The sequence below is a fragment of the Streptomyces typhae genome, from assembly GCF_009755605.1.
Lineage (GTDB): Bacteria > Actinomycetota > Actinomycetes > Streptomycetales > Streptomycetaceae > Streptomyces > Streptomyces typhae.
The window spans coordinates 462,438-483,160 of sequence record NZ_WPNZ01000001.1; the positions used below are offsets into that span (position 1 = coordinate 462,438).

The 20,723-nt window shown below is 72.7% G+C and carries 20 protein-coding genes; 7 read left to right on the forward strand and 13 right to left on the reverse strand.

The window, feature by feature from the left end:
* Positions 1–152: 152 nt before the first annotated feature.
* Positions 153–761: a Uma2 family endonuclease gene (locus GPA10_RS01975; RefSeq protein WP_157163926.1), complete on the forward strand. Its 609-nt coding sequence runs from the start codon at positions 153–155 to the stop codon at positions 759–761.
* A gap of 3 nt (positions 762–764) precedes the next feature.
* On the opposite strand, the gene narI is transcribed toward GPA10_RS01975, so the two are convergent.
* From narI to GPA10_RS01995, 4 genes are read right to left on the reverse strand one after another with little or no spacing between them, the layout of a single operon-like run.
* A complete protein-coding gene (gene narI / locus GPA10_RS01980) occupies positions 765–1,481 on the reverse strand; it encodes a respiratory nitrate reductase subunit gamma (RefSeq protein WP_157163927.1) in 717 nt (238 codons plus the stop codon).
* A complete protein-coding gene (narJ, locus tag GPA10_RS01985) occupies positions 1,481–2,089 on the reverse strand; it encodes a nitrate reductase molybdenum cofactor assembly chaperone (protein ID WP_157163928.1) in 609 nt (202 codons plus the stop codon). The genes narI and narJ overlap by 1 nt, the downstream gene beginning before the upstream one ends.
* Positions 2,086–3,792, reverse strand: coding sequence for a nitrate reductase subunit beta (narH, locus tag GPA10_RS01990; protein WP_157163929.1), 1,707 nt, complete (start codon positions 3,790–3,792; stop codon positions 2,086–2,088). The genes narJ and narH overlap by 4 nt, the downstream gene beginning before the upstream one ends.
* 2 nt (positions 3,793–3,794) lie before the next feature.
* Positions 3,795–7,481 (reverse strand): nitrate reductase subunit alpha, encoded by a 3,687-nt coding sequence (locus GPA10_RS01995; RefSeq protein ID WP_157163930.1) that lies wholly within the window; start codon positions 7,479–7,481, stop codon positions 3,795–3,797.
* Between the two features lie 79 nt (positions 7,482–7,560).
* Between GPA10_RS01995 and GPA10_RS02000 the strand changes: the two genes are divergently transcribed.
* The gene (locus GPA10_RS02000) at positions 7,561–8,586 is read left to right on the forward strand and encodes a tellurite resistance/C4-dicarboxylate transporter family protein (RefSeq protein WP_343040201.1); all 1,026 of its coding nucleotides are present in this window, start codon (positions 7,561–7,563) and stop codon (positions 8,584–8,586) included.
* A gap of 17 nt (positions 8,587–8,603) precedes the next feature.
* Here GPA10_RS02000 and GPA10_RS02005 read toward each other — a convergent pair whose 3' ends face one another.
* On the reverse strand, positions 8,604–8,942 hold the full coding sequence (locus GPA10_RS02005; RefSeq protein ID WP_157163931.1) for a cupin domain-containing protein: 339 nt from the start codon (positions 8,940–8,942) through the stop codon (positions 8,604–8,606).
* 114 nt (positions 8,943–9,056) lie between these two features.
* Between GPA10_RS02005 and GPA10_RS02010 the strand changes: the two genes are divergently transcribed.
* Positions 9,057–9,473, forward strand: coding sequence for a VOC family protein (locus tag GPA10_RS02010; protein ID WP_157163932.1), 417 nt, complete (start codon positions 9,057–9,059; stop codon positions 9,471–9,473).
* 87 nt (positions 9,474–9,560) lie between these two features.
* On the opposite strand, the gene GPA10_RS02015 is transcribed toward GPA10_RS02010, so the two are convergent.
* On the reverse strand, positions 9,561–9,779 hold the full coding sequence (locus GPA10_RS02015) for a hypothetical protein (protein ID WP_157163933.1): 219 nt from the start codon (positions 9,777–9,779) through the stop codon (positions 9,561–9,563).
* Positions 9,780–10,111: 332 nt separating this feature from the next.
* The gene (locus GPA10_RS02020) at positions 10,112–10,834 is read right to left on the reverse strand and encodes a carboxypeptidase-like regulatory domain-containing protein (RefSeq protein WP_246258615.1); all 723 of its coding nucleotides are present in this window, start codon (positions 10,832–10,834) and stop codon (positions 10,112–10,114) included.
* Positions 10,835–11,053: 219 nt separating this feature from the next.
* Between GPA10_RS02020 and GPA10_RS02025 the strand changes: the two genes are divergently transcribed.
* The gene (locus GPA10_RS02025; protein WP_157163934.1) at positions 11,054–11,809 is read left to right on the forward strand and encodes a response regulator transcription factor; all 756 of its coding nucleotides are present in this window, start codon (positions 11,054–11,056) and stop codon (positions 11,807–11,809) included.
* 77 nt (positions 11,810–11,886) lie between these two features.
* The gene (locus GPA10_RS02030; protein WP_246258718.1) at positions 11,887–13,410 is read left to right on the forward strand and encodes a sensor histidine kinase; all 1,524 of its coding nucleotides are present in this window, start codon (positions 11,887–11,889) and stop codon (positions 13,408–13,410) included.
* Here the strand turns inward: GPA10_RS02030 and GPA10_RS02035 are convergent.
* Positions 13,376–14,650 (reverse strand): metallophosphoesterase, encoded by a 1,275-nt coding sequence (locus tag GPA10_RS02035; protein WP_157163936.1) that lies wholly within the window; start codon positions 14,648–14,650, stop codon positions 13,376–13,378. The two genes, GPA10_RS02030 and GPA10_RS02035, sit on opposite strands and share 35 nt — an antisense overlap.
* Before the next feature lie 2 nt (positions 14,651–14,652).
* Positions 14,653–14,895, reverse strand: coding sequence for an SCO4848 family membrane protein (locus tag GPA10_RS42145; RefSeq protein ID WP_058848233.1), 243 nt, complete (start codon positions 14,893–14,895; stop codon positions 14,653–14,655).
* 115 nt (positions 14,896–15,010) lie between these two features.
* Here GPA10_RS42145 and GPA10_RS02045 point away from each other — a divergent pair, with 115 nt between their 5' ends.
* Entirely contained in the window at positions 15,011–16,252 is a 1,242-nt protein-coding gene (locus GPA10_RS02045; RefSeq protein WP_058848357.1) for a D-alanyl-D-alanine carboxypeptidase family protein, read from the forward strand.
* Here GPA10_RS02045 and GPA10_RS02050 read toward each other — a convergent pair.
* From GPA10_RS02050 to GPA10_RS02065, 4 genes are read right to left on the reverse strand one after another with little or no spacing between them, the layout of a single operon-like run.
* Positions 16,221–17,213, reverse strand: coding sequence for a YihY/virulence factor BrkB family protein (locus tag GPA10_RS02050; protein ID WP_058848232.1), 993 nt, complete (start codon positions 17,211–17,213; stop codon positions 16,221–16,223). The genes GPA10_RS02045 and GPA10_RS02050 overlap by 32 nt on opposite strands.
* Positions 17,201–17,683: a GtrA family protein gene (locus GPA10_RS02055; RefSeq protein ID WP_157163937.1), complete on the reverse strand. Its 483-nt coding sequence runs from the start codon at positions 17,681–17,683 to the stop codon at positions 17,201–17,203. Before GPA10_RS02055 ends, GPA10_RS02050 begins: the two co-directional genes overlap by 13 nt.
* 5 nt (positions 17,684–17,688) lie before the next feature.
* The gene (locus GPA10_RS02060; protein ID WP_157163938.1) at positions 17,689–18,669 is read right to left on the reverse strand and encodes a decaprenyl-phosphate phosphoribosyltransferase; all 981 of its coding nucleotides are present in this window, start codon (positions 18,667–18,669) and stop codon (positions 17,689–17,691) included.
* Positions 18,662–19,204: a phosphatase PAP2 family protein gene (locus GPA10_RS02065; protein ID WP_157164199.1), complete on the reverse strand. Its 543-nt coding sequence runs from the start codon at positions 19,202–19,204 to the stop codon at positions 18,662–18,664. The genes GPA10_RS02060 and GPA10_RS02065 overlap by 8 nt, the downstream gene beginning before the upstream one ends.
* 143 nt (positions 19,205–19,347) lie before the next feature.
* On the opposite strand from GPA10_RS02065, the gene dprE1 reads away from it, so the two are divergent.
* Positions 19,348–20,715 carry a decaprenylphosphoryl-beta-D-ribose oxidase gene (dprE1, locus tag GPA10_RS02070; RefSeq protein ID WP_157163939.1) on the forward strand — a complete coding sequence of 456 codons (1,368 nt, stop codon included), beginning with the start codon at positions 19,348–19,350 and terminating at the stop codon, positions 20,713–20,715.
* Positions 20,716–20,723: the final 8 nt, after the last annotated feature.

The following is a 20,723-nucleotide window of genomic DNA, read 5'->3' on the forward strand; positions in this document are numbered from 1 at the left end:
GCTTTCCGGCTCCGCCTGGGTGAGGGTCCCGCTTCCGGTTTCGCGCCGGGGGTGGGGCCCTCACTCGTTCTGCTGAACGGGTCGGTGCCGGACACGAGGACGTGACTCGTCCTACGATGATGTTCTCGATACCAGCCCCCAGGAGGCACGCGATGTCCGCAGCATCCGTCGAGCAGCCGCACGGCGACCGGCCGCTGATCGCAGAGGCCAATCGCATCAGAGACAGCCTGCCGGGCCACCGCGTCGAGATCATCGGAGGCCAGATCCTCGTGTCCCCAGCTCCTGACGGCCCCCACGGCGAAGTCCTGACAGACCTCATGCTGCCGTTTCTCTCAGCAGGACTCCACGGCACGGAAACACGGATCATCCAGTGTTTCGGTGTCTGGCTGCCCACCGGTGCCGAGGACCACGCGATCCCTGACATGGCTGTCGTGGACGCCGACTACCGGGATCACTGCATCGAGAGCGGGTGCCACGACCCCGCAGTCGTCCGCCTGATCCTGGAGGTCACCTCCAGCAACTACCAGACGGACCTCCGCACGAAGGTCGCCGCGTACGGGGAAGCCAAGATCCCCGTCTACGTCATCGTGGACCGCAAGCATCAGCGCCTCCACGTCCTCACCGAACCGACCGCCGACGGCTACGCCAGCCACCAGGTCCACGCGCCCGGCCAGACGGTCACGCTCCCCGACTCGATCGGCGCCAAGGTGTCCCTGGACGTGGCGGCCATCCTGGAAGCGGGCAGGCCCAAGGCCGACTGACGCCTACGAATCCACCCGCTCCCACCCCCGCCGCTCCCGCCGAGGCCCGGCCCCCCTGCTCCGGTACACCACATAAGGCCGGAACAGATACTGCACCGGCGCGCTGAACATATGGATCAGCCGCGTGAACGGCACCAGGGCGAACAGGAGCAGGCCGATGACGGCGTGGATCTGGAAGGTGAGGGGGACGCCCTCCATCAGGGAGACCTTGGGCTGGAGGGTGAAGAGGGAGCGGGACCAGGGGGCGATGGTCTCGCGGTAGTCGTAGCCCTTGCTGAGGGTGGAGTGGGCCAGCTTGGCCCACATGCCCATGATGATCGCTGCGAGCAGCACCGCGTACATGAGCTTGTCGTTGCGGGTGGTGGCGCGGAAGACCGGGGTGTTGGTGCGGCGGCGGTAGACGAGGACGGCGATGCCCGCGACCGCGAGGGCTCCCGCCGCGGTCCCGCCGAAGAGGGAGAACAGGTGGTAGGCGTGCTCGTCCAGGCCCACGCCTTCGGTCCAGGACGCCGGGACGAACAGGCCCATGAGGTGGCCGACGAGGACGAAGAGGATCCCGTAGTGGAAGGCGGGGGACGCGATGTTCAGGAGGCGGGACTCGTAGATCTGGGACGAGCGGGTGGTCCAGCCGAACTTGTCGTAGCGGTAGCGCCAGACGGTGCCGGCGACGAGGAGGACCGCGGCCAGGTAGGGCAGCACGCCCCAGAGGAAGAGGTGCATCAGCGGTCCCCGAGCCCGCGCGGAGCGCCGTACCCTGGCGAGGAACCGTATCCGGGCGGGGAGTCGATGCCGACGGTCTCGGTGCGCGGCCCGGTCCGCGCCAGGGCCCGTGCTTCGAGGCGGTCCCTCGGGGTCGGCCCCGGCAGGGTCCCGCACACCGCGTCGAGGATCGCCGCGTAGGGCGTGCCGTCGTCGGTGAGGGCGAGGCGCAGCAGTTCGAGGCCCGCGCGGTGGGCTGCGAGGAGGTCCCGGTTGCCGGTGCGGGAGGTGAACTCCAGGACGGCGGGCAGGAAGTCGGGCAGTTCCTCGCCGGTGACGGAGAGGCCGTAGGCGCGGTACGTCTCCTTGAAGGCGACGAGGGACGCGCCCCGGCGGCGGGTGTCGCCGTCCAGCCACCAGCTCAGATACAGGCTGTGCCGGTTCTTGAAGTCGAAGACGCGGACGTAGTGCTCGGCGGCGGCGGTCGCCGACCACGGCTCGAACTCGTCCAGGAACGGGTGCAGTTCGGGTACCGCGGCCCGCACCAGGGGAAGGCGCTCGCGGACCTCGGCGTCGGGGTAGCACAGACAGTGCGCGGCCCCTTGGTACAGCACGGCGGGTTCGGTCATCGTTCCTCCTCCTCGCCGGAGCCGACGGCTTCGCCGGAGCCGATGGCGGGCATGTCGTCCGCCGTCTGGCGGCGGCGCGACGCGTGGAAGTTCTCGATCGTGACGAGCGGCAGCTCCCCGTACCTCCCGGAGTCGTCCCCGAACGGGCCGGGGTTCGGCGGGACCATCCCGGGGCCGCCGGGCCGGTCGAGGCCGCAGCCGTCGGGCACCGCGGACTCCTCCAGGCGCCGGGCGTCACCGAGCGCCGCCGTCGGGATGACGTAGCGCTCGTCGTACTTGGCGAGGGCGAGGAGGCGGTACATGTCCTCGATGCCGTCGGGGGTCATGCCGACGCGGGCGGGGATCGAGGCGTCGGGGAGGTCGTCGGGACTGTCCGGGCCCGCCAGGTTGTTGTCCGAACCCGCCAGGTTCACCTCCCGCATGTACGAGCGCATCGCCGCGAGGCGTTCCAGAGCCGCCCGCACCGGCCCCACTTCGCCCGCCGTGAACAGCTCCGCCAGGTATGCGAGGGGGATGCGCAGGGTGTCGATGGCGCCGAAGAGGTTGCCCGCGTCCTCGCCGTCGTGGCCGGTGCCGCTGAGCGCGTCCACGACCGGGGACAGCGGCGGGACGTACCAGACCATCGGCAGGGTGCGGTACTCCGGGTGCAGCGGCAGCGCCACCCGGTAGGTGGAGACGAGGGCGTGCACGGGTGAGCGGCGGGCCGCCTCGATCCAGTCGTGCGGGATGCCGTCGCGCTCGGCGGCCCGGCGCACCTCGGGATCGGCCGGGTCGAGGAGGATGCCCAGCTGGGCCTCGTACAGGTCCTTCTCGTCGGGCACGGACGCCGCCGCCGTCACCTTGTCCGCGTCGTACAGGACCACGCCCAGGTACCGCAGCCTGCCCACGCAGGTCTCGGAGCAGACCGTCGGCAGGCCCACCTCCAGGCGCGGGTAGCAGAGCGTGCACTTCTCGGCCTTGCCGGTGCGGTGGTTGAAGTAGACCTTCTTGTACGGGCAGCCGGTCACGCACTTGCGCCAGCCGCGGCACTGGTCCTGGTCGACGAGGACGATGCCGTCCTCGGAGCGCTTGTACATCGCCCCCGACGGGCAGGCCGCCACGCACGCCGGGTTCAGGCAGTGCTCGCAGATGCGCGGCAGATAGAACATGAAGGTCTGCTCGAAGGCGGCCTTGACCTGCACGGCGGCCCGGTCGGCGGTCTCCCGGGCGCGTTCCTCGGCCTGTGCCACCATCGGGTCGGCGGCGACGCTCTGCGCTCCGCCGCCGAGGTTGTCGTCCCAGTTGGAGCTCCACTCGATCTTCATGGGCTTGCCGGAGATCAGGGAGCGGGGCTCGGCGACCGGGTAGTCGTCGCCGAGGGGGGCGTCGGTGAGGTTCTTGTACTCGTACGTCCAGGGCTCGTAGTAGTCCTTGATGCCGGGCAGGACCGGGTTGGAGAAGATCGTGGCGAGGGCGTGGAAGCGCCCGCCGGACTTCAGCTTCAGGGCGCCGCGCCGGTTCAGCTCCCAGCCGCCGCGCCACTTCTCCTGGTCCTCGTAGCGGCGCGGGTAGCCCTGCCCGGGGCGGGTCTCGACGTTGTTGAACCAGACGTACTCCACGCCGGAGCGGTTGGTCCACGTCTGTTTGCAGGTCACCGAGCAGGTGTGGCAGCCGATGCACTTGTCGAGGTTCATGACCATCGCGATCTGAGCGAGTACCCGCATGGCTAGTACGTCACCTCCTGCTCGGTCCTGCGCCGCACGACCGTGACCTCGTCGCGCTGGTTGCCGGTGGGGCCCAGGTAGTTGAAGGCCCAGGAGAGCTGCGCGTAGCCGCCGATGAGGTGGGACGGCTTGAGGAGCAGCCGGGTCAGGGAGTTGTGGATGCCGCCGCGGCGGCCGGTGGTCTCCGTCCTGGGGACGTTCACCGTGCGCTCCTGCGCGTGGTGCATGTAGACGGTGCCGGCCGGCATGCGGTGCGAGACGACGGCCCGCGCGGCCACCACGCCGTTGCGGTTGACGGCCTCGATCCAGTCGTTGTCGCGTACGCCGATGGCCGCCGCGTCGTCCGGGGACATCCAGATGACCTGGCCGCCCCGGGACAGCGACAGCATGAAGAGGTTGTCCTGGTACTCGGAGTGGATGGACCACTTGTTGTGCGGGGTGAGGTAGCGGACCGTCACCTCCCGTTCCCCGTCGGCGCCGATGCGCGGCTCTCCGAACAGGCGGTGCATGTCGAGCGGCGGCCGGTACACGGGCAGCGCCTCGCCGAGTTCGTGGATCCAGTCGTGGTCGAGGAAGAAGTGCTGGCGCCCGGTGAGGGTGTGCCAGGGCTTGAGGTGCTCGGTGTTGAGGGTGAAAGCGGTGTAGCGGCGCCCGCCGGACTCGCTGCCCGACCACTCCGGGGAGGTGATCACGGGGACGGGTGCGGCCTGCGTGTCGGCGTACGAGATCCGCTTGCCCTCGTGCTCGGCGGCGAGGTGCGCCATCTCCTGCCCGGTGCGGGCTTCGAGGGTGTGGAAGCCCTGGGTGGCGAGGCGCCCGTTGGTGGTGCCGGACAGGGCGAGGATGGTGTTGGCGGCCTTCACGGCGGTGTCGAGCCGGGGCCGCCCGGCCGCGGGGCCTTTTCTGACCACGCCGTTGAGGGCCCGCAGCGCCTCCACCTCCTCGTCGGGGCGCAGCGCGATGCCCTTGGCGGGCAGGCCGAGCTTCTCCACCAGCGGGCCGAGGGCGGCGAACTTCGCGCCGATCGCGGTGTAGTCCCGTTCGACGACGGTGAGGGCGGGCATGGTCCTGCCCGGCACGGGCTCGCACTCGCCGCGCCGCCAGTCCAGGGCCACCCCGCCGGGCTGCGCGATCTCGCCCGGGGTGTCGTGCTGGAGAGCCGTCGCCACCAGGTCCTTGCGGGTGCCGAGGTGACGGGCGGCGAGTTCGCTGAGCCGGTCGGCGATGGCGCGGAACGCGTCGAAGTCGGTACGGGCCCCCCAGGGCGGGTCGACGGCCGGGGTGAAGGCGTGCACGAAGGGGTGCATGTCGGTGGTCGACAGGTCGTGCTTCTCGTACCAGGTGGCGGCGGGCAAGGTGATGTCGGAGAGCAGCGTCGAGGACGTCATGCGGAAGTCCAGGGACAGGAGCAGGTCGAGCTTTCCCTCCGGGGCCCGCTCGTGCCAGACCACGTCCCGGGGCCGGACCTCGGGCGGTGCCTCCTCGGCGCGCAGCGAGGAGTGCGTCCCGAGCAGATGCTTGGTGAAGTACTCGGCGCCCTTGGCCGATGAGCCGAGCAGATTGGCGCGCCAGAGCGTGAGCACGCGCGGCCAGTTCTCGGGCGCGTCGGGATCCTCACCGGCGAACTTCAGCTCACCGGAGCGCAGTTGCCGGACGGCCGACCCCACCGGGTCGTCCCCCTCCCCCAGCTCCAGCGGATTGCGGTCGAACGTCGGGTACGACGGCATCCAGCCCGCCCGGGTGGCCTGCGCGAGGCAGTCCGCCGCCGCCATCCCCGCGAACCGGCCCTCGCCGAGCGGCGAGGCGAGCACGTCGGCGCCGAACCGGTCGTAGCGCCACTGGTCGGTGTGCAGGAACCAGTACGCGGCGCCGATCATCTGCCGGGGCGGCCGGGACCAGTCACCGGCGCCCGCAAGGGTGGCCCAGCCGGTGGCGGGGCGGCACTTCTCCTGGCCGACGTAGTGCGCCCAGCCGCCGCCGTTGCGGCCCTGGCAGCCGGTGAGCTGGAGCAGGGCGAGGAAGGTGCGGTAGATGGTCTCCGAGTGGAACCAGTGGTTGGTCCCGGCGCCCATGAGGATCATGCACCGGCCGCGGGACCTCTCCGCCGTCGCCGCGAACTCCCGGGCGATACGGGCGCACTGGGCGGCGGGCACGGACGTGTGCGCCTCCTGCCAGGCGGGGGTGCCGGGCGAGGAGGCGTCGTCGTACGAGGAGGGCCAGTCCCCCACCATCCCCTCGCGCCCCACACCGTACTGCGCGAGCAGCAGGTCGAAGACAGTGGTGACCAGCGGACTGCCGGGCCCGGCGAGCCGCACGGCGGGCACCCCGCGCCGCAGCACCTCGCCCCGCCCCTGCCCGTGCGCGCCACCCTCGGTGTCGAAGCGCGGAAGCAGCACTTCCACGCCTCGGGCGTCCTCCTCGTACAGGGAGAGCCGGGGCCGCACCTCCCCCAGGTCGAGGTTCCACTTGCCCTTGCCGGACTCGGTCCAGCGGAAGCCGAGCGAGCCGCCGGGTACGACGGGCTGCCCGCTGCCCTCGTCGAGCACGACGGTCTTCCACTCGGCGCCTTCCCCGGTGTCGCCGAGGTCGGTGGCGCGCAGGAACTTCGCGGGTACGTACGCGCCGTCGCGCTCGGTGAGGGTGACGAGGAACGGCAGATCGGTGAAGCGGCGTACGTAGTCGTCGAAGAACGGGACCCGCCGCTCGACGAAGCACTCGCGCAGGATCACGTGCCCCATGGCGAGGGCGAGGGCGCCGTCGGTGCCGGGGTGGGGGTGCAGCCACTCGTCGGCGAACTTGGCGTTGTCGGCGTAGTCGGGCGCGACGACCACGACCTTCTGGCCCCGGTAGCGGGCCTCGGCCATCCAGTGCGCGTCGGGCGTCCGCGTGACGGGCACGTTCGAGCCCCACATCATCAGATACGCGGCGTCCCACCAGTCCCCGGACTCCGGTACGTCCGTCTGGTCGCCGAAGACCTGCGGCGAGGCGACCGGCAGGTCCGCGTACCAGTCGTAGAACGACAGCATGGGCGCGCCGATCAGCGACATGAAGCGGGCACCGGCCGCGTGCGACACCATGGACATGGCGGGAATGGGCGAGAACCCGGCGACCCGGTCGGGGCCGTAGGTCTTGATGGTGTGCACATGCGCGGCCGCGATGATCTCCACGGCCTCGTCCCAGGTGGCGCGGGTGAGCCCGCCCTTGCCGCGGGCCCGCTGGTAGGCGCGGCGCCGCTCGGGGTCGCCCTGGACGTCCGCCCAGGCGAGGACGGGATCCTTGAGGCGCCCCTTCGCCTCCCGGTACATGTCCAGGAGGACCCCGCGGACGTACGGGTGGCGGACCCGGGTCGGCGAGTAGGTGTACCAGGAGAAGGCGGCGCCGCGGGGGCAGCCGCGGGGCTCGTACTCGGGCCGGTCGGGGCCCGTCGTCGGATAGTCGGTGGCCTGGGTCTCCCAGGTGATGACGCCGTCCTTGACGTACACCTTCCAGCGGCAGGAGCCGGTGCAGTTCACGCCGTGGGTGGAGTGCACGACCTTGTCGTGGCTCCACCGGTCCCGGTAGAAGACGTCCCCTTCCCGCCCGCCCTCGATCCGGACGCTGTGCAGGTCGGGCGCGGCCTCGCCCCGGCGCAGAAAGCGGCCGGACTTCAGGAGCAGGGCAGCCGGTTCGGTGGGGTTCACACCGTCCATACGACGCGCGGGCCGCCGGGGCCGCAAGCCTGGCTTAGGCCGAGTGGTGGCGCCCCGCCCGGTGCGGTCTCATGGCCTTGTGGGACGGACACTGCGGAACGAACGGGCATGGCGGGACGAGGTGACTCCCGCCGCCGGGGCCTGCGTCATGGCCACCGGCATCATCTCGGTGGGCCTGTACCTGACGGGCCACGACATCCTGTCGGAGATCTTCCTGGCCGTGGCCTGCGTGCTGTGGGTGGTGCTCGCTGCGGACTTCGTCGACCTCCTGGCGCGCGATCGCTCGCGCTGGACGGCGGCGGCGGTCACGCCGCCCGCGCTCACCGCGGTGGCGGCGACGACCGTCGTCGGCACCCGCTTCTCACTCCTCGGCCGGCAGTGGCCGGCGATCGCCCTGCTCGTGATCGCCGTCCTCGTCTGGCCGGGCCTGCTCCTCGCCGTCGTCCGGCACTGGCTGCGGCACGGCATGCCGGGCGGGGTGTTCCTGGTGTGCGTGGCGACGCAGGGCCTGGCCGTCCTCGCCTCCACCCTGTCCCTCGCGGGGAAGGGCGACTGGCTCGGGGACGCGGCGCTGGCGTGCTTCGCCCTCGGCCTGCTGCTGTACGCGGACGCCCTGCGCCGCTTCGACTTCCGGCAGGTGTGGACCGGCGCGGGCGACCAGTGGGTGGCGGGCGGCGCGCTCGCCATCTCGGCCCTGGCCGCGTCCAAACTGACGGCGTCACCGCTGTACACGGGCACGGGCCACGCGTTCCTGCGCAACCTCACCTACGTCCTGCTCGCCCTCGCGCTCGCCTGGTACGCGGTCCTCGCCGCCGCCGAGGCGGCACGGCCGCGGCCCTATTACGACGTCCGCCGCTGGGCCACCGTGTTCCCCCTCGGCATGACGGCCGTGGCGGCGCTGTCCACCGGGGCGGTGACGGATGTGCCGTGGCTGCGGACGCTGGGGCGGGTGTTGCTGTGGGTGGCCGTGGGGGTGTGGGGGCTGGTGTGGGTGGGGTTTGCCTGGGCGCGGGCGGGTGGGCCTCGCGCGGCGCCCCAGACCCGCCCCTTCTCCGATCCTGGGGCTCCGCCCCAGACCCCGCTCCTCAAACGCAGGAGGGGCTGAAAAAGCCGCAAGCCCGCTCACGCCGTCGCCGTCACCGCCGTCAGCAGGACCACCGCGTCCTCCACCGCCAGCAACCCGTGCCGCTCCTTCGGCACGGCCCACAGCTCCCCCGCCGCGAGCAGGTGCTCCCCGCCCGCCTCGGTGGTCAGGCGGACCTTTCCCCGCAGGACCTGGAGGCTCGCCGCGGGGGGAGTGACGTGGTCGTCGAGTGCGGAGCCCGAGGTCAGGGCGATGACGCTCTGGCGCAGAGGGCCGTCGTGGACGAGCAACCGGGCACTGCGGCCATGGGCGTCGGCCCGGGCGGCGTTCAGGTGGTCGTCCGCGAGGGCGGTGAGGTCCTGAGTGGTCTCGGGCATGGCGTGCGCTCCAGACGTAGGCGGAGTCCGACGGGTACCAGGCTCCCCGGCGCGAAACGCGCCGTACGGCATTGACGCGGCCTCGAAGCGGAACCCGACCCGTATTCTGACGTTATGTCAGACAATCAGGTGTCAGTCACGTGTGATCTGCTCGGTTTCGACAACGCGTTGTTCCCCGTGGGCGACCTCGACGAGTCGGTCGGCTTCTACGAGCGCGCCGGCTTCCCGGTCACCCGCCGCCTGGACGAGGCGGGCCTCGCCATCCTCAAGGTGGGCCCGGAGACGCCCGGAGTGCTGCTGCGCGTGGAGGACGGCATCGGCCGCCGCCCGCCGCCGTGGCCGACGCCCCGCGTCTGGCTTGAGGTGCCGGACGCCCGCGCGAAGGCCAGGTCCCTGGCGGCAGCGGGCATCCCCGTCCTGGCGGAGCCGCACTCGGTGGCGACCGGCTGGACGGTGGAGATCGCCGACCCGTGGGGGAACGTCGTCGGCTTCACGGACTACTCCAAGCGCCCGGAGCTGGGCCGCGCCTGACGGAGCGCGCACGCCGTCACCCCGGCACCGGGCCCCCTCCAGGTACCGGGCCCCGTCCCGGCACCGAGCCCCGAGCCGGGCGCACCCTCACCCGAGCACCACCCGCGCCACCACCACCGCGCAGCCCACCAGGAACACCACCCCGGCCCCGGCCATCACCACCCGCCGGCCCGGTACTTCCCCCACGAGGCGCGCCTCGTCCGCCGCGTCCAACGTGACGACGGCCTCCGGCGCGAACCCCGTGACCTCCTTCTCGAACCTCGCGAACTCCGCGGACTCCTCGTACTCCTCGGACCTGAGATCCACCTGCGAAGCCCCCTGCACCCACCCGCGACCGGACAGAACATCCTCGCGTACGGACCTTCGGTCACAGCCAAAGGTTGTATGTGAGCGCCGAGTCGGGCGTGCGAGAAGCAACGCCGGCGGGCGGGGCGGAGGCGGACGCGCCGCACCGTCCACGCAGCGGTGGCCGCCCCTGTGGAAGGGCGGCCACCGCTGTGCCGGTCGGCTCGCTCGCAGTCCCCTGGGCATGGGGGCTGGGCTCGCGGGTGTCCCGGCAGCAGGGCCGGGGGCGGGTGCAGCTCCGCTCCCGGGCCAGGGTTCCCGCGCACGTCACCGGGGGCGACGCGCGCGTCGGCTCACCGCGTTCTCACGCCGCCACCGACGGTCTCGACCAGTTCCAGGTCGTAGGTCAGCGGGCCGTCGCCGAGCATGATGTGGCGGGCCCTCGCGGCATGGCCCGGTGCCGTCGCCGCGAGGACGTACACGCCGGGGGCGGGGGCCGCGAGGATGTAGGAGCCGTCGGCCAGGGACGAGACACGGTCCAGCCGCCGACCGCCCCGGGCCAGCAGGGTGACGGTCACGCTGTGCAGGGGCTCGCCGTCGGGCGTGACGATGAAGCCGTGCACGACGGAGGCGTACGGGCCGTGGGCCCGGCCCTGCGCGTGGGCTTCCCGGGCGAGGCGGGCGTCGCGCGCGGCCCGTGCGGCACAGGCGTCGTGGGCCGCCCGCCGTCCGACGTCCACGGGCCCGGACGGGGGTTCCGGGTCGCAGGCGTCGGAGGCGGGCGGAGTCTCGGCGGTGCCGGCGGCCGAGGGCGGTGCGACCGGTGGCCGCGGGGTGTTGAGGGCCGCGGCGACCAGGGCCTCCAGCTCCTCCGGGGCCGGGGGCCCGGCGTCCAGCACCGCCCGGCCCGGGGGCTCGGCCGGCTCGGGTACGGCGGCGGGACGGGGCGCGTGGCGCTCGGGCCCGGCCGGGGACCGGCGGCCCGCCCTCCGGGCGCGGTGCAGGAGGCCCGCCAGGCGTGACAGGACAGCGGTGCGGAGCCGGTGCCGCCGACTCCCCCTGTCCCGTTCCGCCATGTCGTCGCTCCTCGGCCGTGAGTCCTCGGCAGGCGGTCGCCGCGTCTGCTCGTGTTGGACAGTCGGTCGCCGCGTCTGCCCGTGTTCGGCAGTCGGTCGCCGCGTCTGCTCCCAGCATCGGACGAGCACCGCGCGAACGACATCTTTCGGCCGTGATTCTCAAGGAACTCCAAAGGGCGGCCGCGCACTTCGCGCGCGGGCGGTGCGGATACTGGGGTCATGAACGAAGGTCACCCGGGAACACAAGCCGCCGCGGGCCCGGCCGCCGGGCCCGACGACGGCCGCGGGCGCGCGACCGTCCTCGTCGTCGAGGACGAGCCGAGCATCGCCGACGTCCTCGCCATCACCCTGCGCTTCCACCACTTCGACGTGATGACCGCGGGCACGGTCCGCGAGGCCCTCGCGATGGCCTCGCGGACCCGGCCGGACTGCGCCCTGCTCGACGTGATGCTGCCGGACGGCGACGGGCGGGCCCTCGGCCAGGAGCTGCGGACCCGGATGCCCGACCTCGCGCTGGTCTTCCTCACCGCCAGGGACGCGCCCGCCGAGGTGGTGGGCGCCCTCGGCTTCGGCGACGACTACATCACCAAGCCGTTCAACATCGACGAGGTCGTCGCCCGTATCGGCGCGGTGCTCCGCCGGGTGCGCCCGCACGACGTGCTGCCGCAGCGCCCGCCGCTGCGCTACGGCGACCTGGAGCTGGACGAGACGACGTACGTGGTGCGGCGCGAGGGCGGCACGGTGCAGCTGACCCCGACCGAGTACGCGCTCCTCCGCTTCCTGGTCCGCAACGGCGGCCGGGTCGTTCCCAAGGAGCAACTCCTGCGCCATGTGTGGAACATCGAGCACAGCGCGGAGTCGACGGTCGTGGAGACCTACATCAGCTATCTGCGGCGCAAGCTCGACCAGGTGGGGCCGCCGCTGATCACGACGCGGCGCGGCGTCGGATACGGGCTCGCGGGAAGTACGGCATGAGGCTCCGCGACAGGCCAGGCCCGGAGCCCCGCGGCACCGGCGGCACCGGCGGCCGCGGCAGGCGCGGCCGGTTCGGCATGAACTCGCTGCGCGCCAAGCTCACCCTCGTGAACGTGGCGCTCCTGGCCCTCGGCGTCGTGGCGGCGACCGCCGTGAGCCTGATGGGCATGCGGCACTACCTCCTGGAGAACGTCGACAGCGAACTGACCTCCTCCCGCACGGCGATGCGGCAGAGCGGCCTGGTCCTCGACGACCTGCGCAGCCTCGCCGACCTCGGCTCCCTGGACCAGATATCGCCGGAGGCCATCAAGGCCAACGAGGAACTCCCGGCCGCGGAGTCCGTGTTCGTCGCCGTGGACCGGGACGGCGAACCCGTCGGCATCGGCCCGCTGCCGACGACGGCACGCCAGCTCGCCCTCGCCGAGGCGGTGGACGACGCGACGGAGCTGGCCCGGCACACGTCACCGCAGGGCCTGACGTTGAACGGCGACTCCTACCGCGGTGTCGCGGCCCGGCTCGCCGACGGTTCGGTGGTGGTCATGGCGGCGTCGACGGAGACCGTCCAGTCGAGCGTGGCCAAGGCGCTCAAGCTGGACCTGGCCTTCGGCGCGCTGCTCCTCGCCCTGCTCGCGGTCCTCACGATGATCGCCGCGCATCAGCGTCTGCGCCCCCTGGAGGACATGGTCGAGACGGCCTCCGCGATCGCCGACGGCGACCTGAAGCGGCGGGTGCCGGCGAGCAGGGCCGCGGTCATGGAGACCGAGCAGTTGCGCCTGGCCCTCAACTCCATGCTCCAGCAGGTCGAGACGGCCTTCGTCACCCGGGAGCGCAGCGAGGCGCAGCTGCGGCAGTTCGTCGCGGACGCCTCGCACGAGCTGCGCACCCCGCTGTCGGCGATCCGCGGCTACCTCCAGCTGTACGACCGGGGGATGCTGGACACCCCGGAGTCCCGTACCCGGGCCTGGGGGCGGGTGCACGCCGAGACCGACCGCATGAGCCACCTCGTGGCGGAGTTGCTCACCCTGGCCCGCCTGGACCAGCAGCCGGAGCTGCGCTTCCGCTCCGTGGACCTGAGCCGTCTGGTGCGGGACGCGGCGGACGACCTGCGCGCCCAGGAGCCGGACCGGCCGCTCACGGTGTCCGCGGACGGCGCGATCCTCGTCCAGGCGGACGAGCAGCAGCTGCGCAAGGTGCTCGCGAACCTGCTCGCCAACGTCCGTACGCACACGCCCGCCGACACGCCGGTCCGGCTCGGCCTCGACCGGTGCGGGGACACGGTGCGCCTGACGGTCGCCGACGACGGTCCGGGGCTCGCCCCCGAGGACGCGGCCCGGGTCTTCGACCGGTTCTTCCGGTCCGGGCGGGGCGCGGGCAGCGGGCTCGGCATGGCCATCGTGCAGGGCGTGGTGGCGGCGCACTGCGGGCGGGTCGAGGTCAGCACCGCCCCGGACGAGGGCCTCACCGTCCTCGTGACGCTGCCCAGGGTGCCCGCCCCGCCGCGGCCGGCCGCTCCCCCGCACCCCCTGGAGCCGCCGTGGTCCGCGCCGCGGTTCCCGTCCGGGCCCCTCACGCCCGCAGCGACGCCAGCTCCACCACCGTGATGTCGGACGGCGCGCCCACCCGCACGGGCGGGCCCCAGGCGCCGGCGCCGCGCGTCACGTACAGCTGGGTGTCTCCGTAGCGTTCGAGGCCCGCGAGGGTCGGGTTGGCGAGGTCGGCGACGAAGTTGTTGGGCCAGAGCTGGCCGCCGTGGGTGTGGCCGGAGAGCTGCAGGTCGACGCCGTGTTCCACGGCGTCGTGGATGACCACGGGCTGGTGGGCCATGAGCACCGACGCCCGGGTCCGGTCGCGGTCGCCGAGCGCCTTCACGAAGTCGGGGCCCTCGCCCTCGTCCTCGCCCTGTACGTCGTTGACCCCGGCGAGGTCGAAGTACGGCAGTTCGGTACGGGCGTTCTCCAGGGGGCGCAGGCCGAGCGAGCGCACATGGTCGACCCACTGCTCGGCGCCGGAGAAGTACTCGTGGTTGCCGGTGACGAAATAGGCACCGTGCCGTGCCCGAAGGTGCGCGAGCGGGCGGGCCGCCGGGGCGAGGTCGGCGACGCTGCCGTCCACCAGGTCGCCCACGACGGCGATCAGGTCGGGCTGGGTGGAGTTGATGGTGTCCACCACGCGGCGGGCGAAGCCCTCGCCGAGGACCGGGCCCAGGTGGATGTCGCTGACCACGGCGATCCGGAAGCCGTGTGCCGCGCGCGGCAGCTTCGCCAGCGGGACGGCGACACGCTTGATCCTGGGGCCGCGCAGGACTCCGTACGTTCCGTGGCCGACCGTGGCTGCCGCCGCCGTTGCCGCTGTCACGGCGACCGCGCGGGACACGAAGAGGCGCCGGGTCACGTCCCGGCCGCCCGTCCCGGCCTGCTGGGGCTGCGCCCCTTTCCCCGCCTCATCGGCCCTGCGGGCCTCGTCCTCAAACGCCGGACGGGCCGGAACTCGCTCCTCCGACGCATCCGAAGGGCGCTCGCGGCGCGCGAGCCACCGCCCCAGCAGGGGGCGCACGGCCTCCCCCACCAGCAGCCCCACCAACAGATACAGCGCGAACGCCAGCCACAGGAAACCCGGCCACGCCAGGATCTGCTGGAGGAGGAACGGGGCGCCGCCACGCTCCGCGCCGAGGGCGGCGAACGCCAGGACCGGGCCCGTGAAGAAGACGGCCGTGCCCGCCCGGCGGGCGCGGGAGCGGGGGCGGGTGGTGTCACGGACCGTGCGCCGCCACACGTACCAGAGCAGACCGGCAAGGAGGGCAAGCACTCCTGCCCCGACGAGCACCCCGATGACGACACCCATGGCTATGAGGTTCTGCGCAGTGCGCGGACGCCACGCAACCCGATGCTTCCTACCACCGTCCCCAAGACAAAGGAGACAACGGCGAGCGTCAGGTGCACCCAGAAGTACCCGGTCGGATCGCCCGCGTCGTCGAAGGCGAGCCCGCTGCCGTCCTTCCACAGGTTCTTGACGAAAGTGATCCAGATGAACCAGCTCCACACGCCGAAGGCGAGCAGGAACCAGGAGACGGGGCGGCTGAGCTTCATGTCCTCAGTATCGCGAGCCGCCCTCACGGACCGCCTTCGGGGTGCGGAGCGCCGGACCGCGGCAAGGGTGACCTCGGCGGAGGGCGGCGCGGGGCGCCCCTGTACGTTCTCGTCCGTGCCAGCGTTGAAGAAGACCGCCCTGCTCGTCGCCTCCGCGACCTTGCTCTCCCTGTCGGCCACCGGCCCCGCCCTCGCCGACGACAAGCCGGGCGGCAAGGACGACAAGCCGAAACCGCCCGCGTCGATGTCGACCGTCGGCGGTGCGCGCCTCGGTCAGCCCGGTACCCAGGTGGACCTGAAGGCGGGTGCGCCGGTGCTGCCGAAGGAGCTCTCGGCGCGCTCCTGGATGGTGTCGGACGCCGAGACCGGCGAGGTGCTCGCGGCGCACAACGCGCACTGGCGCCTGGCCCCGGCGAGCACCCTGAAGATGCTGTTCGCGGACACGGTCCTGCCGAAGTTCCCGAAGACGCAGCAGCGCAAGGTCCAGCCGGCGGACCTGGCGGGCATCGGTGCGGGCAGCAGCCTGGTCGGGGTGAAGGAGAACGAGACGTACTCGGTCCACGACCTGTGGCTCGGCGTCTTCCTCCGGTCCGGCAACGACGCCGTGCACGTGCTGTCCGCCATGAACGGCGGCGTGCCGCAGACCGTGAAGGACATGCAGGAGCACGCCGAGGACCTCCAGGCCCTGGACACGCGTGTCGTCACGCCCGACGGCTACGACGAGAAGGGCCAGGTGTCGTCGGCGTACGACCTGACCCTGTTCGCCCGCTCGGGGTTGCAGAAGAAGGACTTCCGGGAGTACTGCGCGACGGCCACCGCGCAGTTCCCCGGCGAGACGAAGAAGATCAAGAAGGGCAAGGACAAGGGCAAGTCGAAGCGCGAGTCGTTCGGCATGCAGAACACCAACCGGCTCCTCACGGGAACCGACGGCGTCGAGCAGTACAAGGGCATCGCGGGCGTCAAGAACGGCTCGACGACCAACGCGGGCAACACCTTCACCGGTGTCGCCGAGCGCGACGGCAAGGTCCTGCTCGTCACCGTGATGAACCCGGGCTCCGACGAGCCCCACGCCGTCTACAAGGAGAGCGCCCGCCTCCTCGACTGGGGTTTCGCCGCCGCCGACAAGGTCGAGCCGGTCGGTGAGCTGGTCGCCCCGAAGGGCGCGAAGACCGGCCAGGGCGCGCCGGGCAAGGGCGGCCAGGCGGGCGGCGCCGAGGGCGTCGCGAAGGCCACCGAGAAGGACTCGGGCAGCGGCAGCGGCATGGGCACGGCCTTCGGCATCGCCGCCGGGGTGCTCGCGGTGATCGCGGGCGGTCTGTTCCTGCTCAACCGCCGCTGGCCGCTGCGCCGCCAGTAGCGTCCGGTGCCCGCGTGGCCCCGCCGGGGCGTGCTGCTCCGCCGGGCCGTGCGGGCTCCTCGGCCGCCTCGGGCTCCCCGGCCGTCCCGGACTCCGGGGAGCCCTCCGTGACGGTCTTCGACGGTGTCGCCGTCCACGCCGCGCAGAACAGCAGCAGCTTCGCGGTGAAGTTGATCCACAGGAGCAGCGCGACGGGCACGCCGAAGGCGCCGTACATGCTCTTCGCCGCGACGCCCTTCATATAGCCGCCGAGGAGCAGCTTCAGGAGTTCGAAGCCGACGGCGCCGAGGACCGCGGCGACCATGAGCGCGCGCCGGGGCGGCTCCACGCCGGGCAGCAGCGTGAGGACGTACAGCAGGAGCAGGAAGTCCGCGAGGACGGCGATGGCGAAGGCGAAGATCTGCAGGAGCACGCCGCCCGCGCCGTTCTCGTCGACGCCGAGGAGGTCGGCGGTGCGGCCGACGGCGGTGGACGCCGCGGTGGAGGCGGCGAGCGAGGCGAGTCCCGCGCCGCCGAGTCCGGCGAGCACCCCGGCGTCCTTGACCTTGCGCAGTACGGGGTTCTCGTCGGTGTCCTCCAGCTCCCAGACCGCGCGCAGGCACTCCCGCATCGAGCCCACCCAGCCGATGCCGGTGAACAGCAGGAGCGCGCCCGCGACGACCCCGACGGTGCCCGCGTTCGCGATCAGGGAGTCGAGGTCGAGCTGGTCGGAGATCCCGGGCACCTGCTCGGAGATCTTGTCCTTGACGCTCTGCACCTGGCTCTCGGACAGCGTGGCCGCGGCGATGGCCGCGGCCACGGTGATCAGCGGGAAGAGGGCCACGAAGCTGATGAACGTCATCGCGGCGGCGAGCCGGGTCCAGTGGACCTGGTCGAGGCGTTCGTAGGAGTGCCACGCGTGGGTGCGCATCAGCCGCTCGACGTACGGCCCGATGCCGGGGAGCTTCTTCAACCAGTCCATGTCACCCGTCCCGCCTGCCTCACCTGTCCGGTCGGTGCGCTCCGAGAACGGAACACCAAGGTCCGAGTACCCCAGAATCGCAGCACGGTGGCCAGTGCCATGCCGATTCCCGCCCCGGACACCGCGTCGGCGCGCGCCGAGGTGAAGCCGAGGCCGTAGTGCGAGACGGCCAGGCACAGGAGTTGGACGAGCGCGCCCGCGACATTGACGGCGAAGAAGATCCCGTACTGCCGCAGCCGCGACGCCCCGCCGGGCGGCCCGGCCGCCGCCGACCGGCGGTAGGTGCCGAGCGCGTTACCCGTGTAGGCCACCGTGCAGCCCGCCACGAACGACAGGGCCTTGGCGGTCAGCGGGTCCAGGCCCGCGGGGCCGCGCAGCCAGACGAAGAGCCCGAGGTCGGCGGCGTACGCGCACAGACCGACGACGGCGAAGCCGGTCAGTTCGGGCCCGAGCCCCCGCAGCCGTCCCATCGCCCTCACCAGTCGGCGACCGCGCATCCGTACATGGCGAGCCACACCAGGCCGATCAGCGCGAGGGCGCGGTCCCGCAGGACCACGTCCTCCGGCTCGCCCGCCGTGCCGCGGTCGGCGAAGACGGCGTACCGCAGGATCGCGAGGATGAAGGCGACCATCGACAGCTGCCGCCACGGCAGCAGCCCGGTGCCCGCGGCGGCGCCGCTCTCCATCGCCCACAGGCAGTACGCGAGCACGGCGACCCCGGCCGCGAGCTGCCACACGAAGCGCAGATAGCCGGTGGTGTACGAGGTGAGCAGGGCGCGGGTGGCGCCGAGCCGCTCGGTCTGCCCGGCGGCCCGCGCGGCCTCGGTCATCTGCACGGCCTCGGAGTAGCGCTTGGCGGAGACCATGAAAAGCGCCCCGAACCCGGTGGTGATCAGGAACCAGCGGGACAGGGGGATGCCGAGGGCCACGCCGCCGATCATCGCCCGCATCAGGAACCCGGTGGTGACGACGGCGAGGTCGACGACGAGCACATGCTTGAGGCTGACGCAGTACGCGAGCTGCATCACCACGTACGCGGCCAGGAGCGCGGCCGTCAGTGGGGTGCACAGAACGGCCGCGGCGGCGGGCGCGAGGACGGCGAGGAGCCCGCCCGCGGCGTACGCGAGGGGCACCGGTACCTGGCCCGCGGCGACGGGGCGGCGGCACTTGGTGGGGTGGGCGCGGTCCGCCTCGGCGTCGCGGGCGTCGTTGATGAGGTAGACGGCGGCCGCGGCGGCGGTGAACAGGCAGAAGACCAAGCCGACTTGGGCGAGGGCATGACGCGAGAAGAGTTCGCCCGCGGCCGCGGGGGCGGCGACGACCAGGACGTTCTTGACCCACTGGCGGGGCCGTGCGGTCCTCAGGAGGCCCAGGGGCAGCGCCCCGGGGCCGGTTCTCGGGAGCCGGGGCGCGGCGGGCGCCTCTTTCCGGTCCAGTACGGCGGTGCGGTCAGCCATCGGTGAAGCCTCCGATCCAGGGGGTGGCCGCACGGGCGGCGAACGCGCCGAGGGCCGCGCCCGCCGCGACGTCCGACGGGTAGTGGACGCCGACGACCATGCGGGACACGCACATCGCGGCGGCCAGCGGTGGCACGAACCGGGCGCAGGCGGGGCGGAGCGCGCCGTACACGAGCGCGGCCGCGGTCGCCGACGTGGCGTGCGAACTCGGGAAGGAGTGGCGTCCCGCGGTGCGCACCAGGGGTTCGACGTGGCCGGGGCGCGGGCGCCGCACGACGCGTTTCACGCCCATGCTGGCCAGGTGCGCGGCGGCGGTGAGCGCGGTGCCGCGCAGCCAGTGCGCGCGCCGCTCCCGGTCGAGTACCGCACCGGCGAGGCCCGCGGCCAGCCAGAGGGCGCCGTGCTCGCCGCCGCGGGACAGCGCGCGGGCCGCCGCGGCCACCCGCGGGTCGGCGCCGCAGTCGCGCAGCGCCGAGAGCAGCCGGTGGTCGGCGGCGCGGAGGTAGCCCCTGCTCTTCGAGCACTTACGATTCATCACATAACAACTCTTCTAGGAAGAGGCGCAATAACTACGACAATCTTTGATGACACTCCCTCAATCACCCATTTCGGTGAGAAGAAGGAGTGAGGTGAGCAACCGCTCTTTAGCCCCCTTACATGGGCGATACGGTCACTTCCATGTCAGCCACCCCTGCCCCCGCCCCTGAATTCGTGTCCGTGTCGGGGTGGGGACGCACCGCGCCCAGCACCGCCCGCCTGGTGCGGCCCCGGTCACCCGAGGAGGCGGCGGCCGCGCTGCGCGGCTGCGCGGAGCGCGGCGGCATCGCGCGGGGGCTCGGACGCGCCTACGGGGACGCCGCGCAGAACGCGGGCGGCGCCGTCCTGGACATGACGGGCCTGGACCGCGTGCACGCCATCGACGCGGACGCGGGCACCGTCGTGTGCGACGCGGGCGTGTCCCTGCACCGCCTGATGGACGTCCTGCTGCCGCTCGGCTGGTTCGTGCCCGTGACGCCCGGCACCCGCTACGTCACCGTCGGCGGGGCCGTCGGCGCCGACATCCACGGCAAGAACCACCACGTCTCCGGCTCCTTCGCCCGCCACGTGCTCTCCCTCGACCTGCTCACCGCCGACGGCACCGTGCGCACCGTCGGGCCGGGCAGCCCGCTCTTCGACGCCACCGCCGGCGGCATGGGCCTCACCGGCGTGATCCTCGCCGCCACCCTGAAGCTGCACCCCGTCGAGACGTCCCTGATGGCCGTCGACACCGAGCGCGCCACCGACCTCGACGACCTGATGGCCCGCCTCACCGCGACCGACCACCGCTACCGCTACTCCGTCGCGTGGATCGACCTCCTCGCCCGCGGCGCCGCGACCGGCCGCGCCGTCCTCACCCGCGGCGACCACGCGCCCCTCGCCGCCCTGCCCGCCCGCGCGCGCACCGCCCCCCTCGCCTTCCGGCCCCGGCAACTGCCGCCCGCGCCCCGCTTCGTACCCGAAGGGCTGCTCGGCCGCCGCACCGTCGGCCTCTTCAACGAGCTGTGGTACCGCAAGGCGCCGCGCTCCCGCACCGGCGAGCTCCAGAAACTCTCCGCCTTCTTCCACCCCCTGGACGGCGTCCCGCACTGGAACCGCGTGTACGGCCGCGGCGGCTTCGTGCAGTACCAGTTCGTCGTCGGCCACGGCGCGGAGGAGACCCTGCGCCGCGTCGTGCACCGCATCTCCGCGCACCGGTGCCCGTCCTTCCTCGCCGTGCTGAAGCGCTTCGGTGACGCGGGACCCGGCTGGCTGTCCTTCCCCATGCCCGGCTGGACCCTGGCCCTCGACATCCCGGCGAACCTCCCCGGGCTCGGCACGCTCCTCGACGGACTCGACGACGAGGTCGCCGCCGCGGGGGGCCGCGTCTACCTCGCCAAGGACTCCCGGCTCCGCCCCGAGACGCTCGCCGCGATGTACCCCCGGCTCCAGGACTTCCGCGCGCTGCGCCAGGACCTGGACCCGGGCTCCCTGTTCCGCTCGGACCTGTCGCGCCGCCTCCACCTGTAAGGACCCCC